We start from the raw sequence: 19,331 nt of genomic DNA, 5'->3' as shown, positions 1-19,331 counted from the left end.
GGTGATTTCAGATGATATGATAAAACCAATCATACGTTTGAAAAAGGAGAAAACCATGACGGTGAATGACGCGGTTGTATTCATTTTGGCTGCCTTTTTACTATGGGGAGCGGCGGATTATTGTTTGGGAAACAGATGGGGGCTAGGCGAGCGGTTTGCGGACGGCTTTAAGGCTATGGGGCCGCTGGCGCTGTCCATGATCGGAATTGTGTCGCTGGCGCCCGTGCTGGCAGCAATCCTGATTCCCATTGTTGCTCCGTTTTACACGGCGATTGGCGCGGACCCTTCTTCCTTTGCGAACACCATTTTGGCGATTGATATGGGAGGATATGCGCTGGCTGGAGAAATGGCGAAAGATCCGCAGGCCGGGCTGTTTTCATGGGTGTTTTTAGGAACAATGATGGGACCGGCAATCGTCTTCACGATTCCCGTCGCTCTTGGCATCATCGAAAAAGAGGATCATCCGTATTTTGCGAAAGGCATATTAATCGGGCTGTGCACAGTGCCGATCGGTTGCTTAATCGGCGGATTATGCGCAGGCTTTGACATCGGCATGATAGGTAAAAATCTTCTGATCCCGAGTCTGTTATCTGCTGTGATCGCTTTTGGGTTATGGCGATACACCGACAGAATGATTCAGTTGTTTCATCTCTTCGGGAAAGCGGTCAGTGTGGTTGCGATTATCGGGCTTGCAGCTGTTTCAGTTGAAACGATGACCGGCATTGTGCTGATTCCGGGAATGGAGAATGTCGAGACAGGGATACAAACGACAGGGACCATCGCCATTGCCTTGGCAGGGGCGTTTCCAATGACGGCTTTTATTACAAAAACCTTTAAAAAACCGCTTCAGGCCCTGGGGAAACACCTTCATTTAGATGAGACAGCAACAGCAGGATTAGTGACCTCTTTGGCGCATCATATCCCGATGCTGGCTTCATTAAAGAATATGACGCCGAGAGGAAAGGTCATCAATGTCGCGTTTGCGGTCAGCGGCGCCTTTGTACTCGGCAGCCATCTCGGTTTTGTAGCTGGAATGAAAAAAGAAATGGCGGCGGCCATGATCATTGGGAAATTAGCAGGCGGAGTCACAGCTGCCGCAGCGGCTGCTTGGATGACACCTGCACAATCAGCTAAACAGCAAAAACGTATCTCAGCCAGCCATAGCTGAGGCAGAAGCTGTTTCAACTTTGTCCAATCGGGAATGTTACAGTAAAGATTTCTGTGAAAGAGGGTTGGACACATGGCGGTGAAAGACCGGTACATGTCAAAAATAAAACAGGAAACCAAGCCTTGGATCAAACGATTCGGGAGGCTTGGTTATTTTGCATTCGGCGGCGTTTTTATTCTGCTTGGGGTTTTGGCTTTTATGACGGCTGCCGGGGCAGGCCGCGCCAAAGATTCGAGCGGAGCGCTCCAAACGCTATCACGCATGCCGTATGGGTCACTATTGCTTTTTTTAATAGGCATCGGCCTTATCGGCTATGTAATCTGGATGGTGTTAAGTGCGATCAAGGACACGGAGGGGCACGGAAACAGCAGGCGAGGCCTGTCACGGAGAATAGGAAACTTTTTCAGTGCCGCCGTTTACACATCCATCGCTTGGAATGCCTTGCGATTTGTGTTTGGCCAAGGGGACGGCGGCACTTCAGAACAGACGTGGTCCGCTTATGTATTGGCGCAGCCGTTCGGCCAATGGCTCACAGGGCTTACGGGTGCGGGTTTTATCGTATTTGCGATTGTTCAATTTATGAAAGGCGTTCGGGCTGCTTTTATGAAAGAATTCGATACATCAAAAATGAACAAACAGATGATATGCATCACGAAAAACACCGGGCGCGCAGGCAATATCGCCCGGGCCATTATTTTCTCTGCTATCGGCTATTTTCTCATCAAGACAGCCATGACCGCTGATCCCGACGACACAAGAGGCTTTGACGGTGCGCTCGCCGAACTCGCGCAGCAGCCGCATGGCAAATTGATTCTGTCTATATTGGCATTAGGCCTGATCCTATATGGAATGTACGCCATTATGAAAGGCATTTATCAGCATATGACCTGGGAGAAATAAGCTCTGGGCAGGTCCGCGCCCAGAGCGTTTTTCAGTTTCTTAGAAATCAGGTGGATGAAAGCCGGCGCCAGCCTGTATAATAAAAGCAAATCAAAAGCAGTTTTATCAGGACTGATCCACAGGGAGGTGCAGAATGGATCGGGAAAAACAACAATTAAGCATAGAAGCGGCAAGGCTTTACTATCAGTCTGACTACAGTCAGCAGCAAATTGCTGAGCAGCTCAACATTTCAAGGCCAACCGTTTCCCGGCTGCTGCAATATGCGAAAGAAAAAGGGTATGTCCAGATTCGCGTCATGGACCCATTTGAGGATTTGGATGCGCTCGGTTCCATACTTGAAGAGAAATACGGGCTCCTTGAGGCGCATGTTGTGTTTTCCCCGACACCCGATTATGCAGGAATTACACATGACCTAAGCCGCTATGGTGCAGAATATATGCATGAAACGGTAAAAGACGGCGACATTGTCGGCGTCAGCTGGGGAACCACCATGTATCAAATCGCGCAAAACATGCAGCCGAAGCAGGTAAAAGGCGTCGAGGTCGTCCAGCTGAAAGGCGGCATCAGCCATTCCCGGGTAAACACGTATTCGGCTGAAACGATTCAGCTGTTTGCAGAGGCTTTTCAAACGATGCCGCGCTATCTCCCGCTTCCCGTCGTGTTTGATAATGCGGATGTGAAGCGAATGGTGGAGAAAGACCGTCATATTGAGCGGATCATCGAGATGGGAAAGCAGGCGAATATCGCTCTCTTCACGGTGGGGACTGTCCGTGATGAAGCGCTGTTGTTCCGACTCGGATATTTTAACGAAGAAGAGAAAGCCCTGCTGAAAAAACAAGCCGTGGGGGATATTTGTTCACGCTTTTTTGATGCGAAAGGGAATATTTGCAGCAGCGCCATCAATGACCGGACCATCGGTGTTGAGCTTGAAGACCTCAGACTGAAGGAACGCTCCATTTTAGTTGCCGGCGGAAGCAGAAAAGTATCTTCCATTCACGGCGCATTAACCGGAAAATATGCCAACGTTTTAATCATTGACCAGCATACCGCGAGGGCGCTTGTTAATGATTTGTGACACGTTCAAACCTTTCATTGAACAAAATTTCAATTACCAATTTACATATGTTCAAAAGTCGGTTATGCTAAAAAATATCTTAACAAAAAAGGAAGTGTGCGAAGGATGTCATTAGCCAACATAATTGATCATACAGCTTTGAAACCGCATACACAAAAAGCGGACATTCTAAAACTAATTGAAGAAGCGAAAACATACAAATTTGCTTCAGTATGTGTCAATCCGACATGGGTGGAGCTTGCTGCAAAAGAGCTTAAGGGAACTGGAGTCGACGTTTGTACGGTCATCGGCTTCCCGCTCGGTGCCAATACAACTGAAACAAAAGCGTTCGAGACAAAAGACGCCATTTCTAAAGGCGCCACTGAAGTGGATATGGTCATTAATATTGCCGCTTTAAAAGACAAGGAAGACGATGTGGTGGAAGCTGATATCCGCGGTGTAGTGGAAGCTGCAGCCGGAAAAGCGCTTGTCAAAGTCATTATCGAAACGTGCCTTCTGACTGATGAAGAAAAAGAACGTGCATGCCGTTTAGCGGTGTCTGCGGGAGCGGATTTCGTAAAAACATCAACAGGCTTTTCTACAGGCGGCGCAACGAAGGAAGATATCGCCTTAATGCGCAAAACAGTAGGACCTGATATCGGCGTGAAAGCATCTGGCGGCGTCAGAACGAAAGAAGATGTAGACACAATGGTAGAGGCCGGAGCAAGCCGAATTGGCGCCAGCGCAGGCGTTTCTATCGTAAAAGGAGAAAATGCATCAGGCGGAGACAACTATTAAGAGCTGACGGAAGGCAGACTGCTTTCCGTTTTCTGAGGAAACAGTAATTGTAAGCGAATACAAATAAAGGAGAAACACATATGAAGTATTTGATTGGGATTATCGGTTTAATCGTGTTTTTAGGCCTCGCGTGGATCGCGAGCAGCGGCAAAAAAAGAATTAAGATCCGCCCAATTGTTGTTATGCTCATTTTGCAATTTATTCTTGGCTACATTCTCCTCAATACCGGAATAGGGAATTTCCTCGTGGGAGGATTTGCAAAAGGATTCGGTTACCTGCTTGAATACGCGGCAGAGGGAATTAACTTTGTGTTTGGCGGCTTGGTGAATGCGGACCAAACGACATTCTTTATGAATGTTCTCTTGCCAATCGTGTTTATTTCCGCTCTGATCGGGATTCTGCAAAAGTGGAAAGTCCTCCCGTTTATTATTAGATATATCGGCCTTGCCCTCAGCAAGGTAAACGGTATGGGAAGATTGGAATCGTATAACGCAGTGGCTTCTGCGATTTTAGGGCAGTCAGAAGTATTTATCTCCTTGAAGAAAGAACTCGGTCTTTTAAATCAGCAGCGCTTGTACACGCTTTGCGCATCTGCGATGTCAACTGTATCAATGTCGATTGTCGGCGCGTATATGACAATGCTGAAACCGGAATATGTTGTAACAGCACTGGTCTTGAACTTATTTGGCGGTTTCATAATTGCTTCTATTATTAATCCGTACGAGGTTGCAAAAGAAGAGGATATGCTTCGTGTTGAGGAAGAGGAAAAACAATCCTTCTTCGAAGTGCTCGGAGAATACATCCTTGACGGTTTCAAAGTAGCGGTTGTCGTCGCTGCGATGCTGATTGGATTTGTCGCGATTATCGCCTTGATCAATGGCATTTTTAATGCAGTATTCGGTATTTCGTTCCAAGGCATTCTTGGATATGTGTTTGCTCCATTCGCTTTTCTTGTGGGTATCCCATGGAATGAAGCTGTTAATGCGGGAAGCATTATGGCAACAAAAATGGTATCGAATGAATTTGTCGCCATGACGTCGCTCACGCAAAACGGTTTCCATTTCAGCGGCCGTACAACAGCGATCGTATCGGTATTCCTTGTGTCATTTGCGAACTTCTCCTCAATCGGAATCATTGCCGGTGCCGTAAAAGGACTGAATGAAAAGCAAGGAAATGTCGTCGCTCGTTTCGGCTTGAAATTATTATACGGTGCTACGCTTGTCAGCTTTTTATCAGCAGCAATTGTGGGCTTGATTTACTGAACTTAATCGAAAAGGATCGGTGACCAAACATGAGAATGGTAGATATCATCATCAAAAAACAAAACGGAAAAGAACTCACCACTGAAGAAATTCAATTTTTTGTGAACGGCTATACAGATGGAAGCATTCCTGATTATCAGGCAAGCGCGCTTGCTATGGCGATTTTCTTCCAGGATATGAGTGACCGTGAACGCGCGGACTTGACGATGGCTATGGTGAACTCCGGTGAAACGATTGATCTTTCTGCCATTGAAGGAATTAAAGTGGATAAACACTCCACCGGCGGCGTCGGCGACACGACAACGCTCGTTCTCGCTCCGCTTGTTGCGGCTCTTGATGTGCCGGTTGCTAAGATGTCCGGCCGCGGCCTCGGCCATACGGGCGGCACGATTGATAAGTTAGAGGCAATCGATGGCTTCCACGTGGAACTGACGAAGGATGAATTTATTAAACTTGTGAACCGCGACAAGGTTGCGGTCATCGGCCAAAGCGGCAATTTAACGCCGGCTGATAAAAAACTGTACGCGCTTCGTGATGTAACGGGAACGGTCAATTCCATTCCGCTCATTGCAAGCTCGATTATGAGCAAAAAAATCGCTGCCGGGGCGGACGCCATCGTGCTTGACGTAAAAACGGGAGCGGGCGCCTTCATGAAAACAGAAGAAGACGCTGCTGAACTTGCCAAAGCGATGGTACGGATCGGAAATAACGTCGGCCGTCAAACAATGGCTGTCATTTCAGACATGTCCCAGCCGCTCGGCTTTGCGATCGGAAATGCGCTTGAAGTCAAAGAAGCGATCGACACACTCAAAGGCGAGGGACCTGAGGATCTTCATGAGCTTGTCTTAACGCTCGGCAGCCAGATGGTTGTACTTGCGAAAAAAGCCAATACTTTGGACGAGGCGAGAGCGAAGCTGGAAGAAGTCATGAAAAACGGCAAAGCGCTTGAGAAATTCAAGGACTTCCTGAAAAACCAAGGCGGCGACAGCTCGATTGTTGATGATCCGTCTAAGCTTCCGCAAGCTGCATATCAAATTGATGTGCCTGCCAAAGAAGCGGGTGTCGTCTCCGAAATCGTCGCGGACGAAATCGGCGTCGCAGCGATGCTGTTAGGGGCCGGACGCGCCACAAAAGAAGACGAAATCGATTTAGCCGTCGGCATCATGCTCCGCAAAAAGGTCGGCGACAAGGTAGAAAAAGGCGAACCGCTCGTGACGCTTTATGCCAACCGCGAAAACGTCGATGAAGTCATCGCGAAAGTCTATGACAACATCCGCATCGCAGCGGAAGCGAAGGCGCCGAAGCTGATTCATACGTTAATTACAGAATAAAAAATAAAGCACATCCCATGCTGAGCGGGGTGTGCTTTTTTAATTATAGGATGTGATCGGCCGGATATTCCTCTTGGCTGATTTTTTTCGCTTTTGTAACATTTCTTTTGAAATGGTAGATGAGATAGCAAAGGATGATACAAGGAACTCCGCAGAAAAGTGCGATTCTTTGATTGGGATCAAAAGCAAGACCGATACAAGAAGCAGAACATAATAAGAGAGCGGCTATAGGCATAAGAGGATAAAGCGGCGTGCGAAATGTCAGATCTTTTACATCCCCCCCTTTTTTCAGAAATCTCTTTCGAAACAAGAGTTGGGACAAGGCAATGCTCATCCAGACCACGACTCCTGCAAATCCAGCAATTGCGACCATCACCACATAGACAGTTCCAGGGGCCACGATACTGGAAACGAGAGATAAACAAGATACAGCCATACTGATCATTAAGGCATTTAAAGGAATGCCTTTAGATGTCACTTTCTTAAAACGGGAGCTGATCATGTTTTCATTTGCTAACGACCACATCATACGGGTCGAGGCATATAAGCCTGAGTTGGCGACAGACAGCAAGGCTGTTAATATCACGAAATTCATAATATCAGCAGCGTAAGGGATTCCGATCTCCGCAAATACGGCTACAAACGGGCTTTCAATCACGCCTGCGTCCTTCCACGAAATCAATCCGGATAATATGAAGACAGCGCCAATGAAAAAAATCACGGTTCTCCATGCGACATTACGGATGGATCGCGGTATATCCTTTTGAGGATTTGCTGATTCTCCTGCTGTAACGCCGATTAACTCTGTACCGGAAAAGGCGAAGCTCACAGATATCATCGCGATAAAAACGGCGAGAAAGCCATTCGGAAACAGCCCGCCATGGTCCGTGAAGTTTGACAACATAGGAGCATCCGCCGTTCCGTTTAAAGAGATCAGGCCAAACATGGCGGCTCCTCCTAAAATGATAAATAAAATAATGGTGACAATCTTTACGCTGGAAAACCAAAATTCAGTTTCCGCAAATAACTTAACTGAAAATGCGTTGCATATAAAAAGAAGGGCTGCAAAAATCGCACTCCACATCCATACACTGCTGTCAGGGAACCAGCGCTGCATGAGAATACCGGATGCGGTAAACTCAGAGCCTACCGTCACCACCCAATTGATCCAGTACATGATGCCGACCATAAAACCGGTAGATGGACCAATAAATGTTGTAGCATATTTTTGAAAAGAGCCGGTCACCGGCATGGCAACCGACAATTCGCCGAGACATTGCATGACGAGGTACATCATCAACCCGCCGATTACATAAGCGAGTATCGTACCGCCGGGTCCGGCTTGATGTAGCGTATAGCCCGTACTGAGGAAAAGTCCTGTGCCTATGACGCCTCCCAATGAGATCATAAATAGGTGCCTGCTTTTCATTGTGCGTTTTAGCTGTTGGCTGCTGTTCTCCTGAAGATTCACTGTCTCGCCCTCCTTTTAGCTGCCATTCATTAGGCAGATGAGTTTCTTATACCCAAAATACAACCTGCCAGAAGATCACTTGAATGGGGAGAGTTTCATTCCTTTTAATGCGTGTAACAGAACATGAGCTGCAGCTCTGCTTGTCATATCTCGAAAATCGAGGGTAGGATCGACTTCAACAATTTCAATCCCGGCAATATTGGGCTGTTGTGCGATGTACTTGACTGCTTCAAGCAATTCGTCTGTATAGAGGCCGCCCGGGCCAATCGCTGGACAGCCGGGTGCATGGGACTGGTCTAAGACATCCATGTCAACAGATATAAAAATGAAATCTGTTCTATTTTGAACGGCTGGCAAAACCTCTTTTATCGTGGAGATGAGTCCTTTTTCCCAGATCATGTCCATCGTGTGAATGTTCACGCTATGTTTTTTTGCATATGCTTCATAGGCCTGGCTGTTGCTGAATTCTCTGATACCCAGCTGGATCAAATGTTGACCTTTAATAATCTCTTCATCCAAAAGGCGGCGGAAGGGGGTGCCGTTTGTCGGCCCCCCGTCCTCCGTATTGCGAACATCGTGATGGGCATCAAATTGAATCACCGCTGTCGTTCCTTTTGTTTGTGCTATCGCTTTTATTGTGGAGTAGCTGATAGAGTTATCTCCCCCAAGTATGAGCGGCACCCAATCCGGATGGTCCGAAAGCAGAGCGTGCATGGTTTGGAAAATGTGATGATGTGACTTTACGATATCAGTGACATGAATATCTATATCCCCCAGATCATATAGAAGCTCTGATACGACGTGCTCTCCAAGCTCAGCAGAATAGGCTGATGAATGTTTCAGAGCCTGGCGTATTGTTCCGGGTGCAAAGGAAGCGCCTGAATGACTGATGGATGATTTTGATAGGGGGACACCCATCAACGCCGGTCCCTTAATGTCCTGACCGTCCCATGTTGCGATCAGGTCGCTCATTTTTGTGACATCCCGGTCTTTAAACGAAGATCCGGCCTCTCTGAGAAAAGGGTACTTATCCAAGAATGGCTCCCTCCCTGTTGACAACAATTGTTCCGTTTTTCATGACTTGATGTACATGATTAACCCCGTAGTGATACGGAATATACATATAGTTCGTGGCTTGCCAAATGACTAGATCAGCTGAGCGGCCGACTTTGAGCTGACCGGCTTCTTCTCCTTTCCCTATGGCGTATGCGGCATTGACTGTGACCGCGTGCCATATTTCTTCTGCAGTCATCTTCAGATGAAGCGCGGCAATCGACATGATCAGCTGGATATTTTCAGTCGGCGAGCTGCCAGGGTTAAAATCCGTTGCCAAGCTGATACATACACCTTCATCAATCATAGCTCTTGCCCTGGCGTATGTGCTTTTGCCAAGATAAAATGTCGTGCCCGGCAAGAGGACGGCGATCGTTCCTGCCTCAGCCAATTTCTTTATGCCTTCGTCCGATGCACCTACCAAATGGTCGGCTGAGACGGCCTTTAGCTCACCTGCTAATTCAGCACCTCCAAGCGGATCGATTTCATCTGCGTGTATTTTTAATCCGAAGCCTGCCTCAGCTGCTTTTTGTAAATAACGGCGGGATTGGCTGACTGTAAAAACGCCTGTTTCTGTAAAGATATCAGCGAAGCTGGCGAGCTCCAGCTCTTTGATTTCCGGCAAAAGGGAAAGCATTTGATCCAGAAATTGATCTGGATCGTTTTGATATTCGGGAGGAATCGCATGGGCTCCCATAAATGTGGAGACAAGGTCAACAGGCTGGCTTTCATGCAGTTTCTTTGCGACACGCAACTGTTTGAGCTCTGTCTCTTTTTCCAAGCCGTAGCCACTTTTCACTTCTGCTGTGGTTGTGCCGTAGGACAGCATTCTTTGCAGATGAAAATGGGCTTTTTGCAGCAGCTCTTCTTCTGAAGCCGCCCTGGTATCCTTGACTGTAGACAGAATCCCGCCGCCCTGCGCCAGAATATCCAAATATGAAATGCCCTGAAGCTTAAGGTTCATCTCCTTTTCACGAGATCCGCCAAATACAAGATGGGTGTGCGGATCAACGAGGCCAGGCGTTACAAGGCGTCCCGAACAGTCAATGATTTCGTCTGCCTCGTAACCGGCTTCAGCCCCTTTTTGTCCGGCGAACACAATTTTCTGTTCATGGATGCCGACAACAGCGTCTTCGATCACATGAAGATCCTGCATGCTTTTGCCTGCCCGCGGACCGCTGCTTTCCATCGTCAAAAGCTGACCGATGTTGATGAGAATCGTATCAATTTGCTTTGGCATGTCATCACTCCTTTATTTTTGCATCGGCACGATAATGTCCTGTTCCTTCGCTACTTCAACGGCACGTTCATAACCCGCATCCGCATGACGGATAATGCCCATTCCTGGGTCGCTCGTTAAGACCCGCGCGAGCCGCTCGTCAGCCAGCTCACTTCCATCGGCCACTGCAACCATGCCTGCATGCAGGGAATAGCCCATTCCGACGCCGCCGCCATGATGGAAGGAAACCCAGCTTGCACCCGCCGCCGTGTTGACAAGCGCATTTAGCACAGCCCAATCACCGACAGCGTCACTTCCGTCCTTCATCGCTTCTGTTTCCCGGTTTGGAGAGGCGACAGACCCGCAGTCCAAATGATCTCTCCCAATAACGACAGGCGCTTTTAGCTCCCCGGTTCTAACCAGCTCGTTAATGGCGAGGCCCATCTTTTTTCGTTCTCCATATCCAAGCCAGCAGATACGGGACGGCAAGCCTTGGAAGGTGACTTTTTCCTGTGCCATATCAATCCAGCGGTGAAGGGCTTTATTTGTCGGGAACAGCTCTTTTAATAACGCATCCGTACGGTAAATATCTGCCGGATCTCCGGAAAGCGCCGCCCAACGGAACGGCCCTTTTCCTTCACAGAATAAGGGGCGGATGTAGGCAGGGACAAACCCCGGAAAATCGAAGGCATTCTCCAGCCCTTCATCCTTTGCGACTTGCCGGATATTGTTGCCGTAGTCAAATACAATAGAGCCCTTTTGCTGAAAGGCCAGCATGGCTTCGACATGTTTTTTCATGCTTTGCTTCGCAAGGCGCACGTAAAGCTCTGGAGTGTCTTGACGCAAACGGTCAGCTTCATCAAGGGAATAGCCCTCGGGAACATAACCGATTAAAGGGTCATGGGCAGATGTCTGATCTGTCACAATATCAATTTTGACGCCTCGGTTCAAAAGTGTGTGATGCACCTCAGCTGCGTTTCCGAGAAGTGCAATGGACAAAGGTTTTCCTGCCCGCTTTGCCTCTTCAGCCCAAGCTAAGGCTTCCTCAATCGATGCTGTTTTTCGATCGCAGTATTTTGTTTCGATCCGCTTGTCGATGCGTTTCTCGTCAACCTCGACGGCAATCACGACGCCTTCATTCATCGTGACTGACAGCGGCTGGGCGCCTCCCATTCCGCCGAGACCCGCTGTCAGCGTCAACGTTCCTTTTAAGCTGCCCCCGAAGTGCTGTCGCGCCAGCTCAGCGAAGGTTTCATAGGTTCCTTGCAATATGCCTTGTGAGCCAATGTAAATCCAGCTGCCAGCCGTCATCTGTCCGTACATCATTAACCCTTTTTTCTCAAGTTCGTGGAAATGCTCCCAGTCTGCCCACTTCGGAACAAGAACAGAATTTGCTAGGAGCACGCGCGGGGCATGCGGGTGTGTACGGAACATGCCAACGGGCTTTCCGGATTGCACGAGCAATGTTTCATCATTTTTTAATGTTTTCAAGGAATGCTCAATGGCGTGAAAAGCGTCCCAATCTCGTGCGGCTTTGCCAATCCCGCCATATACGATGAGGTCCTCCGGCTTCTCGGCGACTTCTGGATCAAGGTTGTTTCGAAGCATCCGAAGCACTGCCTCTTGCTCCCATCCTAAGCATTCAAGCTCTGTTCCTCTGTTGGCACGGATTGATTTTTTTACATCAGTCATATGTTCATCCCCCTTAGTTCTTTATTCTGATGATCAGGTATTAAAGATTCCTTCTTCAGCCAGTCAGTCAAGCGTTCAATGTCATAGGAAAAAACACGGTCCTGCTGAATGGACGGCACGACTTTTCTCATTTCCTGAAAAAGCTGTTTCGTATAGGACGCTGCATGTTCTATGCCTCTGTATTCAACCGCCTGCAATGCGCAAATGGCTTCGATCGCAATGACTCTCCTTGTATTTGCGATCACCTGATAAGCATGCCGGGCGGCGATGGTTCCCATGCTGACATGGTCCTCTTGGTTGGCGGATGACGGAATGGAATCCACACTTGCAGGATGGGCCAGTGTTTTATTTTCAGAAACGAGTGAGGCCGCGGCGTACTGCATGATCATTGCACCGGATTGCAGACCGGGATGAGGGCTCAGGAACGGCGGCAGGTCATTCAGCTGCGGATTCACAAGTCGTTCGATCCGGCGCTCTGCGATATTTGCAAGCTCTGATATTGCGATTTTCAGAAAATCCATGGCAAAGGCGATCGGCTGTCCGTGAAAGTTTCCGCCGGAAATCACTTTGTCACCGTCATTGAAAATGAGAGGATTGTCTGTAGCTGCGTTCATTTCAATCTCTAATTTCTCTTTGACATAGCCTAGTGTCTGCCAAGTCGCACCGTGTACTTGCGGAATACAGCGCAATGAATAGGCATCCTGGACCCGCAGTTCTCCCTGGGAAGTTGTCAGGCCGCTGTCAGATAGATAAAAGCGAATTCGTTCTGCGACATCGATCTGCTCCTGATAGCCGCGGGCTGAGTGAATATCCTCGTCAAATGCATCGATAATTCCCCGCAACCCCTCAATCGTTAAGCTGGCAATGCGTTCTGTTTGATAGGCTAGTTTCTCAGCTTCAATGTAGGCGACCACCCCCATTGCAGTCATGGCCTGAGTCCCGTTAATCAAGGCAAGCCCTTCCTTGGATGTCAGCGTTACCGGTTGAATACCTGCTTTTTTCAAGCCTGTCATTGCCGGCATTCTTTCCCCCTCAAAAAAGACCTCTCCTTGTCCGATCAGCGCAAGCGCCAGGTGGGAAAGCGGCGCCAGATCTCCGCTTGCGCCAAGTGATCCCTGCTGGGGGATGACAGGATGGACGCGTTTATTTAAAAAAGCAAGCAACTGTTCGATCAGCTCAGCGCGTACACCGGAAAAGCCTTTTAACAGCGCATTGGCACGCAAAAGCAGCATTGCCCTAGAAACGCACTCAGGAAAAGGGTCGCCGACTCCGCAGGCATGAGAAAGGATTAAATTCAGCTGCAGCGCCGCCGAGTCTTCTTTCTGAATCAGGACATCGCTGAATTTGCCAAATCCGGTGTTGATGCCGTAGATTGTCTTTTCGTCGCGTACAATCCGTTCCACTGCCGCTCTGCTTTTTTTCACGCGCTCCATACTTTCCTCGGAAGCCGCTGCCTCCTCAAAATCAAACAGCACACGAGCGACGTCGGCTGTTGTCAATGAAGAACCGTCTAAAGTCACCATAAGCCCAACTCCTTTTTCTTTACTTTGGTAAAGCGCCCATACAAAAAGGAGCTATGCTGTGAACATCTGTTTTCACGCATAGCCCCCTATCGTCTAAGATCTATGGGCTGTTTCATATGTGATTAATTCCAACACCGAATGTCTCGTGCTCAAGACCTTTAATCGGCGCCCCGATTGTTCCGTAAAGCGAGACAGCAATCCAATCGCCTTCCGCTTCACTTTCATAAGGATTTCCCCTCAAAACGGCAAACCTCAAGCCCACCGTCCGAAGCAGCGATCCCAGCAGCATTTCACCTCTGGTCACGCCATGCAAAGCCTCCATCGTCGCATGATAAAGCGCATGTGACTCCCGATAACCCTCAGATTGAATGACACCGCTCTTTTTGGAAGCGGTTTCAATTGCGGCTACTACTTTATGCGCGTCCATTGATCCTACCTTGCCAAGACAGACCCTCCATCCGTCTCGCTCCAGCTCCTCAACCTGCGTACTTTCTTCCGCCTCATTCAGCAGCAGGAGAACAGACAGCCGGCCGATCCGACGCTCTTTATGCAGTGTCATATGAATCACTCAATTCCTAAAAATTCTGATAACTATTAACTGAGTATTATATTAATTGGTTCAGCAGCAGAAGTCAAAAGATTTTTTACAGTCTTTAACAAGTTAGATTGCTATTGTGATAGCGAGACGCAGACACGATATCCAGACAGGAGGCAAGCGGCCGCTGTCTAACTCTCAATATGCGTTTACTAAGTCGTATTTTTCGCAAGGCGTTTTATAAAGAGCCAGCCGAATGACTCTGGTGTTGACGGGCAATCAGGCATCATCTTAAAAAACGCCGACAACGAAATGGCTGTATCACAGTTGATGCAAAACCTGACAAAGCAGTTATTACATGTACGCGAAAGAAAAACAGACGTGATGCAAGAAGGAGAAACAGCAAAAGAGTTGAACTATGAAGGAGAGGATATGCAAGCAGCAGTTCCGCGCAAAACAGACAGACATCAGTCTGACTATGTAAGAGAACAGTGAGAAATCACCTATCTGTTTGAATATGAAAACATTCGGCTGTTTTAATAGGCCGGGGTATCTTCATAGAGAAATGTAAGCGTTTAAAATTCAATAAAAAAGAGAGGCGAATTGTTTAGATGTTCAACCGATTGTTCCGTGTATGTTTTCTTGCAGCTCTTATCATGGCCTTCACCCTCCCAAACTCCGCCAATGCACAAAAACCTATTTTTAAAGAAGTCAGCGTCCATGACCCTTCCATCATTGAAACAAACGGCACCTTTTATGTTTTTGGATCTCATCTCGCTTCAGCAAAAACAAATGACCTCATGCAATGGCAGCAGCTGACCACCAGCGTAAGCAATGACAACCCACTGATTCCGAATGTCTATGAAGAATTAAAAGAAACCTTCGAATGGGCGCAATCCGACACTCTTTGGGCGGCTGACGTCACGCAGCTGGCGGACGGCAAATACTACATGTACTACAACGCCTGCCGCGGCGACTCACCAAGATCCGCCATGGGTGTTGCCGTCGCTGACAACATCGAAGGGCCATACAAAAACAAAGGCATCTTTTTGAAATCAGGAATGGAAGGCACAAGCAGTGATGGAACACCGTATGACGCAACCAAACATCCGAATGTCGTCGACCCGCATACCTTCTTTGATAAAGACGGCAAGCTGTGGATGGTGTACGGATCATACTCAGGCGGCATTTTCATACTTGAAATGAATCCAAAAACGGGCTTCCCGCTTCCTGGACAGGGATACGGGAAAAAACTGCTTGGCGGCAACCATAGCAGAATCGAAGGCCCGTATGTTCTCTACAATCCAGACACCCAATACTACTACTTATACCTATCATATGGCGGTCTTGATGCAACAGGCGGCTATAACATCCGTGTGGCCCGCTCCAAGAAACCAGACGGCCCTTATTATGATGCAGAAGGCAATCCAATGCTTGATGTCCGCGGCAAAGAAGGCACATTCTTCGACGACCGTTCCATCGAACCATACGGCGTCAAACTCATGGGCAGTTACACTTTTGAAACAGAAAATGAAAAAGGCACCGGGTACGTCTCACCAGGCCACAACTCCGCATATTATGACGAAAAAACCGGGCGTTCCTATTTAATCTTCCACACCCGCTTCCCGGGCAGGGGTGAAGAACACGAAGTCAGAGTCCACCAATTGTTCATGAACAAAGACGGCTGGCCGGTAGCAGCGCCATATCGTTATGCGGGCGAAACATTGAAAGAAGTAAAACAAAAAGACATCACAGGAACATACAAACTTATCCAGCACGGAAAAGACATCTCAGCCGACATCAAACAAACCATCAACATCCAGCTCAACAAAAACCACACCATTTCCGGGGAAATGACCGGAACATGGAAGAAAACCGGAAAAAATACAGCCGACATCACGTTAGCGGGCAAGACGTATAACGGGGTATTTTTACGCCAGTGGGATTCGGTGAGAGAGAAGAACGTCATGACGTTTAGTGTGTTGAATAGCAGCGGTGAGGCTGTTTGGGGATCTAAATAAGATGGAGAAGCGCCTTCGTAGGAAGGCGTTTTTTTATGAGTTTTATTGACTATAAGAAATGGTTAAGTGGGAGAAAAAATAAAAATGAAAGAGAGATTAAAGACTTAAATAAAAAGTCCCTCCTATGATTATTTTCTCCCTCTCATAAGGTGATGAGATCTATTTTTAGCATTTTAGAACCAGTTAAACATCTCTCAAGACAATCCTTTTTACCTATTTATCCAATATGACCCATCATGTAATATGAAAATAGTCTGTATTGTAAAGAATTGACACAGTTTGATAGAAACACGAGGTGTTGCGGCATGCATAGTGAAATGTTGTTACATTCGGTAAAAGCCGACTTACATGAAAAGCAGGAACAGATCCATCAATTAAAACGAGTGCTGCACGAAATCAGGCAAATCAAACACGAATTTTCAGAGGCCCAGCATCTCATTCACCGGCCTCATCTTAACCGGGAGGCATGGAGAGGAACACATGCTCAGCGGTTTGAAGATATTCGTGAAGGAATGAACAAAGCATATCAGCAAATCAAAAGTGATCAAGTCAGCGGAATCATCGAAAGCATAGAAGGAAAAATCCACTCATTAGAGGGCGATGTGTATTCTATAAGACGCCAAATCACGAGGATAGAGCATGAAATAGAGAAGGAAAAACATAAAAAGTGAGGTGAGCACAAATGGCACAGGAAATTAAAATGGTGTATGGCACAGTGAAGCAAGGGCTTTCTCAGCTCAAGAATTCAGCTGAACTCAAGTCCTCCTTGCCCGGCCATCTCTCAGGCAGAAACCATTTGAATGTTGTGAAGTCCATCGAGCAATTAAATAAGGACATCAAAGAGCTCACTGAAGCATATGCGTCTGTTCTGGCCAAGCATATCGCACAAACGGAAAGCGCGGTAAACGCCATGAAGGAAACGGACGAAAACATATCATCTTCCATGAAATAAAGCGCGGGAGGACAAGGGATTGAAAACATTAGATGTCCACGCTCTTCACGAGGGCATTCAGCATACGATTGAGAAACTGGACAAGCAAAAACAACAGCTGGAGAAGCTGGAAAAAAGCGTTGAGCATCTGGCAGGCATGAAGGATGCGCTGAAAGGAAAAGGCGGAGATGCCATCCGGACCTTTTACGAGGAGTGCCACAAGCCTTTTCTCCTTTTCTTTGGCATGTTTATCGACGAATACAAAAAAGTGCTGAAACAAACACAGCATGCGATTTCCTCTGTAGAATCTGACTCCCATGGCATGATTGCAGAGGCTTTTCTCTCACACGATGCAAGACACGGGGTCAAGCATGCACGAGAAGTGACAGAGCAGCTCACTGACGCAGTCAATCGCCAGACATCAGCCATAGATCACATCGTCAGCCTGCCGACAGTCAATGATACCTTTTTCCGAATGGAAACAGAACAGGCTGAGCGACTGATTTCGGACACCCTGAATAAGCTCTTTCAATTTGACGGCCAGCAAACCCAAGCACTAGAAACCGCAAAATCAGATTTTCAAACGATGAAAAAATATATAGACCAGCTTGAAACCATGTACACCGGTCCGAAAATTGAAATCACAGGCTACAAAAGCGGCTCCATCTTGAAATCGCAGGAGGAAGAAAACATCAACCAAACCTTCGGCGCCATTAACCCGCAAATGAAGCAGGCGGATGATTCTCCGATGGAGATGATGATTGAGAAGCTAAAAGATAAAATTAGCAACAAAGCTAGTCATATAAAAAAAGACAAAGGCAACACAAACAACATTCAAACAACAATTTTTACTGCAAAAAGAGACATAGGTGATTATAACGAAACGATAAACAGTCCTGAAATCGAAGGTATAGCTGGGAACAGGGATGAAAATATCCTTGATTTATATAAAAAATTTATGGACTATCGTGTTAAAATTAAAGAAGAAAGAAACGGAATCCTTGGTTTCTATGGAACAGGAAATGTTTCAGGACTTTTTGAAATTAGTGATGAACAATTAGTTAATACAAAAATTGATATGAGCCTTTTTGATACGAATAAGGCTATAAAGGATAAAAACAAAAAAGAAAAAGTTAAAAAAATTAAGAAATCAGAAACTTATTTTACTGCTTTGGGAGGAAGTGCAGAATTTTCGATTCCGAGATTTTCTAATGTTTTTAATACTTTATTATCTGGTGATATGATTGGCGGTTCTGCTGAACTTAATGGTATTAATGCAGTGATTAACCATGAAAAATCGCCACTTGCTCTTGAATTTAAATTACTTCATGCAGGGGTAGAGGCGAATGTTTCGAATACTGGAGGAGGTCTAGGAGGATCGGCTAGCGTATCTGAAGTAGGAGTAACTGCGTCCCCTCTAAATTGGTTTGGTTATGAGCCTTTAGAAGAATGGTTTGGAATAGAAAATAAAAATCCGTACATCGGTGTAGGGTTTTCTATAGGAAGTTTAGGATTAGGCGCTTCGGCTAACGAGGGTTTTGAAGTTTATATAGCTGATGGAGTTGGAATTTCATTTAAGGCAGGTATAGAGGATGAGGATAAGGAAGATGAATGAAGACTTTTTATTAAGAAAAATAAATGAAGCATTATTGATAATGCAGATTGTTTTCCCTATAGCTGGTATATTTCTTACCATAATGACAATTTGGTTAGCAAATACAAATCAAGTTAACGATATAGAGTTATATGTTATTGCCGGTTTTACATATGGTGTATTTTTCTTTTTGTTTCCATTAGGAATTTATATCTTTAGAAAAAAAATACTGCTTAAAAAGTTAAAAAAAAATAATCCTTAGGAGTATATAGAAATGAGTCGGATTAGAAATTGGTTTCCAATAGGAACTATAGTAAAGTTAAAAAATATGAAAAAACTTGTAATGGTTTTCGGTAGACATCAGATACAGTCTTCCAGTGGAAAGGAATTTGATTATGTCGCAGTCCCATATCCAGAAGGGAACATTAGTGAAAACTTCAATGTGTTCTTTGATGAAGAAATGATAGAAAAGGTAATTTATGAGGGATATACTGATAATGAAGACCAATTGTTAAGAGATAAGTTAAATGAAATTATAGAGGAGGAAAAATAGATGGAGGAATTCTGGAAGAAATTCAGAAAAAAAATCATGTTTTTTTTCTCCCTATTTTTACTTTTTACATGGACTCTTGCTATTTTATTAATAGAGGGATTTTCAATTAAAGAGAAATTAATAATGTATGCAATTGGATTAATTATGATAATTTTTTGTTTAGTGTTAGGTTATATAGTAACAAATAAAATGCTCAATAGAAAATAAATTTTGCCCCTCCAAAGAA

The 19,331-nt window shown here is 46.2% G+C and carries 18 protein-coding genes and 2 pseudogenes; 14 read left to right on the top strand and 6 right to left on the bottom strand.

Going from position 1 to position 19,331, the window contains the following annotated elements:
- Window positions 1–55: 55 nt before the first annotated feature.
- The 6 genes from eutH (at window position 56) to NYE20_RS21440 (ending at window position 6,513) form a co-directional block, all read left to right on the top strand.
- Complete coding sequence (eutH, locus tag NYE20_RS21465) at window positions 56–1,168, top strand: ethanolamine utilization protein EutH (RefSeq protein WP_029318596.1); 1,113 nt, start codon at window positions 56–58, stop codon at window positions 1,166–1,168.
- A 72-nt stretch (window positions 1,169–1,240) separates the two neighbouring features.
- Window positions 1,241–2,068 carry a DUF1206 domain-containing protein gene (locus NYE20_RS21460; RefSeq protein ID WP_015385093.1) on the top strand — a complete coding sequence of 276 codons (828 nt, stop codon included), beginning with the start codon at window positions 1,241–1,243 and terminating at the stop codon, window positions 2,066–2,068.
- A gap of 133 nt (window positions 2,069–2,201) precedes the next feature.
- Window positions 2,202–3,143, top strand: a complete 942-nt coding sequence (gene deoR / locus NYE20_RS21455; protein WP_014478458.1) for a DNA-binding transcriptional repressor DeoR — start codon at window positions 2,202–2,204, stop codon at window positions 3,141–3,143.
- Between the two features lie 105 nt (window positions 3,144–3,248).
- Window positions 3,249–3,920, top strand: coding sequence for a deoxyribose-phosphate aldolase (gene deoC / locus NYE20_RS21450; protein WP_003227127.1), 672 nt, complete (start codon window positions 3,249–3,251; stop codon window positions 3,918–3,920).
- Window positions 3,921–4,000: 80 nt separating this feature from the next.
- Window positions 4,001–5,182, top strand: coding sequence for a nucleoside permease NupC (gene nupC / locus NYE20_RS21445; RefSeq protein ID WP_003244143.1), 1,182 nt, complete (start codon window positions 4,001–4,003; stop codon window positions 5,180–5,182).
- Between the two features lie 29 nt (window positions 5,183–5,211).
- Window positions 5,212–6,513 carry a pyrimidine-nucleoside phosphorylase gene (locus NYE20_RS21440; RefSeq protein WP_060399867.1) on the top strand — a complete coding sequence of 434 codons (1,302 nt, stop codon included), beginning with the start codon at window positions 5,212–5,214 and terminating at the stop codon, window positions 6,511–6,513.
- Window positions 6,514–6,556: 43 nt separating this feature from the next.
- Here the strand turns inward: NYE20_RS21440 and NYE20_RS21435 are convergent, their stop codons facing one another.
- The 6 genes from NYE20_RS21435 to hutP form a co-directional block, all read right to left on the bottom strand.
- A complete protein-coding gene (locus NYE20_RS21435; RefSeq protein WP_003227134.1) occupies window positions 6,557–7,984 on the bottom strand; it encodes an amino acid permease in 1,428 nt (475 codons plus the stop codon).
- A gap of 75 nt (window positions 7,985–8,059) precedes the next feature.
- On the bottom strand, window positions 8,060–9,019 hold the full coding sequence (gene hutG, locus NYE20_RS21430; protein WP_339184053.1) for a formimidoylglutamase: 960 nt from the start codon (window positions 9,017–9,019) through the stop codon (window positions 8,060–8,062).
- Entirely contained in the window at window positions 9,012–10,277 is a 1,266-nt protein-coding gene (hutI, locus tag NYE20_RS21425; RefSeq protein WP_101502586.1) for an imidazolonepropionase, read from the bottom strand. The genes hutG and hutI overlap by 8 nt, the downstream gene beginning before the upstream one ends.
- A 12-nt stretch (window positions 10,278–10,289) precedes the next feature.
- The gene (gene hutU, locus NYE20_RS21420) at window positions 10,290–11,948 is read right to left on the bottom strand and encodes a urocanate hydratase (RefSeq protein WP_153257133.1); all 1,659 of its coding nucleotides are present in this window, start codon (window positions 11,946–11,948) and stop codon (window positions 10,290–10,292) included.
- The gene (gene hutH, locus NYE20_RS21415; RefSeq protein ID WP_015385086.1) at window positions 11,945–13,471 is read right to left on the bottom strand and encodes a histidine ammonia-lyase; all 1,527 of its coding nucleotides are present in this window, start codon (window positions 13,469–13,471) and stop codon (window positions 11,945–11,947) included. Before hutH ends, hutU begins: the two co-directional genes overlap by 4 nt.
- Before the next feature lie 112 nt (window positions 13,472–13,583).
- Window positions 13,584–14,030 carry a hut operon transcriptional regulator HutP gene (hutP, locus tag NYE20_RS21410; RefSeq protein WP_032725058.1) on the bottom strand — a complete coding sequence of 149 codons (447 nt, stop codon included), beginning with the start codon at window positions 14,028–14,030 and terminating at the stop codon, window positions 13,584–13,586.
- 288 nt (window positions 14,031–14,318) lie between these two features.
- Here hutP and NYE20_RS21405 point away from each other — a divergent pair.
- The 8 genes and pseudogenes from NYE20_RS21405 (at window position 14,319) to NYE20_RS21370 (ending at window position 19,312) form a co-directional block, all read left to right on the top strand.
- Window positions 14,319–14,482 (top strand): annotated as a pseudogene (locus tag NYE20_RS21405) (hypothetical protein).
- A 135-nt stretch (window positions 14,483–14,617) separates the two neighbouring features.
- On the top strand, window positions 14,618–16,027 hold the full coding sequence (gene abnB / locus NYE20_RS21400) for an arabinan endo-1,5-alpha-L-arabinosidase AbnB (RefSeq protein ID WP_161621107.1): 1,410 nt from the start codon (window positions 14,618–14,620) through the stop codon (window positions 16,025–16,027).
- A gap of 305 nt (window positions 16,028–16,332) precedes the next feature.
- On the top strand, window positions 16,333–16,698 hold the full coding sequence (locus NYE20_RS21395; protein ID WP_003218945.1) for a DUF5082 family protein: 366 nt from the start codon (window positions 16,333–16,335) through the stop codon (window positions 16,696–16,698).
- A gap of 11 nt (window positions 16,699–16,709) precedes the next feature.
- Entirely contained in the window at window positions 16,710–16,979 is a 270-nt protein-coding gene (locus tag NYE20_RS21390) for a YwqI/YxiC family protein (RefSeq protein WP_003218942.1), read from the top strand.
- A gap of 19 nt (window positions 16,980–16,998) precedes the next feature.
- Window positions 16,999–17,730, top strand: a pseudogene (locus NYE20_RS21385) (T7SS effector LXG polymorphic toxin); the annotation flags it as partial.
- An 835-nt stretch (window positions 17,731–18,565) separates the two neighbouring features.
- Entirely contained in the window at window positions 18,566–18,814 is a 249-nt protein-coding gene (locus NYE20_RS21380) for a hypothetical protein (RefSeq protein ID WP_041850329.1), read from the top strand.
- Between the two features lie 12 nt (window positions 18,815–18,826).
- Window positions 18,827–19,105: a DUF4176 domain-containing protein gene (locus NYE20_RS21375; protein WP_041850330.1), complete on the top strand. Its 279-nt coding sequence runs from the start codon at window positions 18,827–18,829 to the stop codon at window positions 19,103–19,105.
- Window positions 19,106–19,312, top strand: a complete 207-nt coding sequence (locus tag NYE20_RS21370) for a hypothetical protein (RefSeq protein WP_041850331.1) — start codon at window positions 19,106–19,108, stop codon at window positions 19,310–19,312.
- The last annotated feature ends 19 nt before the right edge of the window (window positions 19,313–19,331 follow it).

The organism is Bacillus sp. FSL R5-0416, from assembly GCF_037975425.1.
Classification (GTDB): domain Bacteria; phylum Bacillota; class Bacilli; order Bacillales; family Bacillaceae; genus Bacillus; species Bacillus subtilis.
This window is presented reverse-complemented; position numbering and strand designations above follow the sequence as displayed.

Excerpts from the sequence above, each read along its gene's own strand:
- eutH (WP_029318596.1), top strand. The coding sequence starts at position 56 with ATGACGGTGAATGACGCGGTTGTATTCATTTTGGCTGCCTTTTTACTA.
- NYE20_RS21460 (WP_015385093.1), top strand. The coding sequence starts at position 1,241 with ATGGCGGTGAAAGACCGGTACATGTCAAAAATAAAACAGGAAACCAAG.
- deoR (WP_014478458.1), top strand. The coding sequence starts at position 2,202 with ATGGATCGGGAAAAACAACAATTAAGCATAGAAGCGGCAAGGCTTTAC.
- deoC (WP_003227127.1), top strand. The coding sequence starts at position 3,249 with ATGTCATTAGCCAACATAATTGATCATACAGCTTTGAAACCGCATACA.
- nupC (WP_003244143.1), top strand. The coding sequence starts at position 4,001 with ATGAAGTATTTGATTGGGATTATCGGTTTAATCGTGTTTTTAGGCCTC.
- NYE20_RS21440 (WP_060399867.1), top strand. The coding sequence starts at position 5,212 with ATGAGAATGGTAGATATCATCATCAAAAAACAAAACGGAAAAGAACTC.
- hutI (WP_101502586.1), bottom strand. The coding sequence starts at position 10,277 with ATGCCAAAGCAAATTGATACGATTCTCATCAACATCGGTCAGCTTTTG.
- hutU (WP_153257133.1), bottom strand. The coding sequence starts at position 11,948 with ATGACTGATGTAAAAAAATCAATCCGTGCCAACAGAGGAACAGAGCTT.
- hutH (WP_015385086.1), bottom strand. The coding sequence starts at position 13,471 with ATGGTGACTTTAGACGGTTCTTCATTGACAACAGCCGACGTCGCTCGT.
- hutP (WP_032725058.1), bottom strand. The coding sequence starts at position 14,030 with ATGACACTGCATAAAGAGCGTCGGATCGGCCGGCTGTCTGTTCTCCTG.
- abnB (WP_161621107.1), top strand. The coding sequence starts at position 14,618 with ATGTTCAACCGATTGTTCCGTGTATGTTTTCTTGCAGCTCTTATCATG.
- NYE20_RS21395 (WP_003218945.1), top strand. The coding sequence starts at position 16,333 with ATGCATAGTGAAATGTTGTTACATTCGGTAAAAGCCGACTTACATGAA.
- NYE20_RS21390 (WP_003218942.1), top strand. The coding sequence starts at position 16,710 with ATGGCACAGGAAATTAAAATGGTGTATGGCACAGTGAAGCAAGGGCTT.
- NYE20_RS21380 (WP_041850329.1), top strand. The coding sequence starts at position 18,566 with ATGAATGAAGACTTTTTATTAAGAAAAATAAATGAAGCATTATTGATA.
- NYE20_RS21375 (WP_041850330.1), top strand. The coding sequence starts at position 18,827 with ATGAGTCGGATTAGAAATTGGTTTCCAATAGGAACTATAGTAAAGTTA.
- NYE20_RS21370 (WP_041850331.1), top strand. The coding sequence starts at position 19,106 with ATGGAGGAATTCTGGAAGAAATTCAGAAAAAAAATCATGTTTTTTTTC.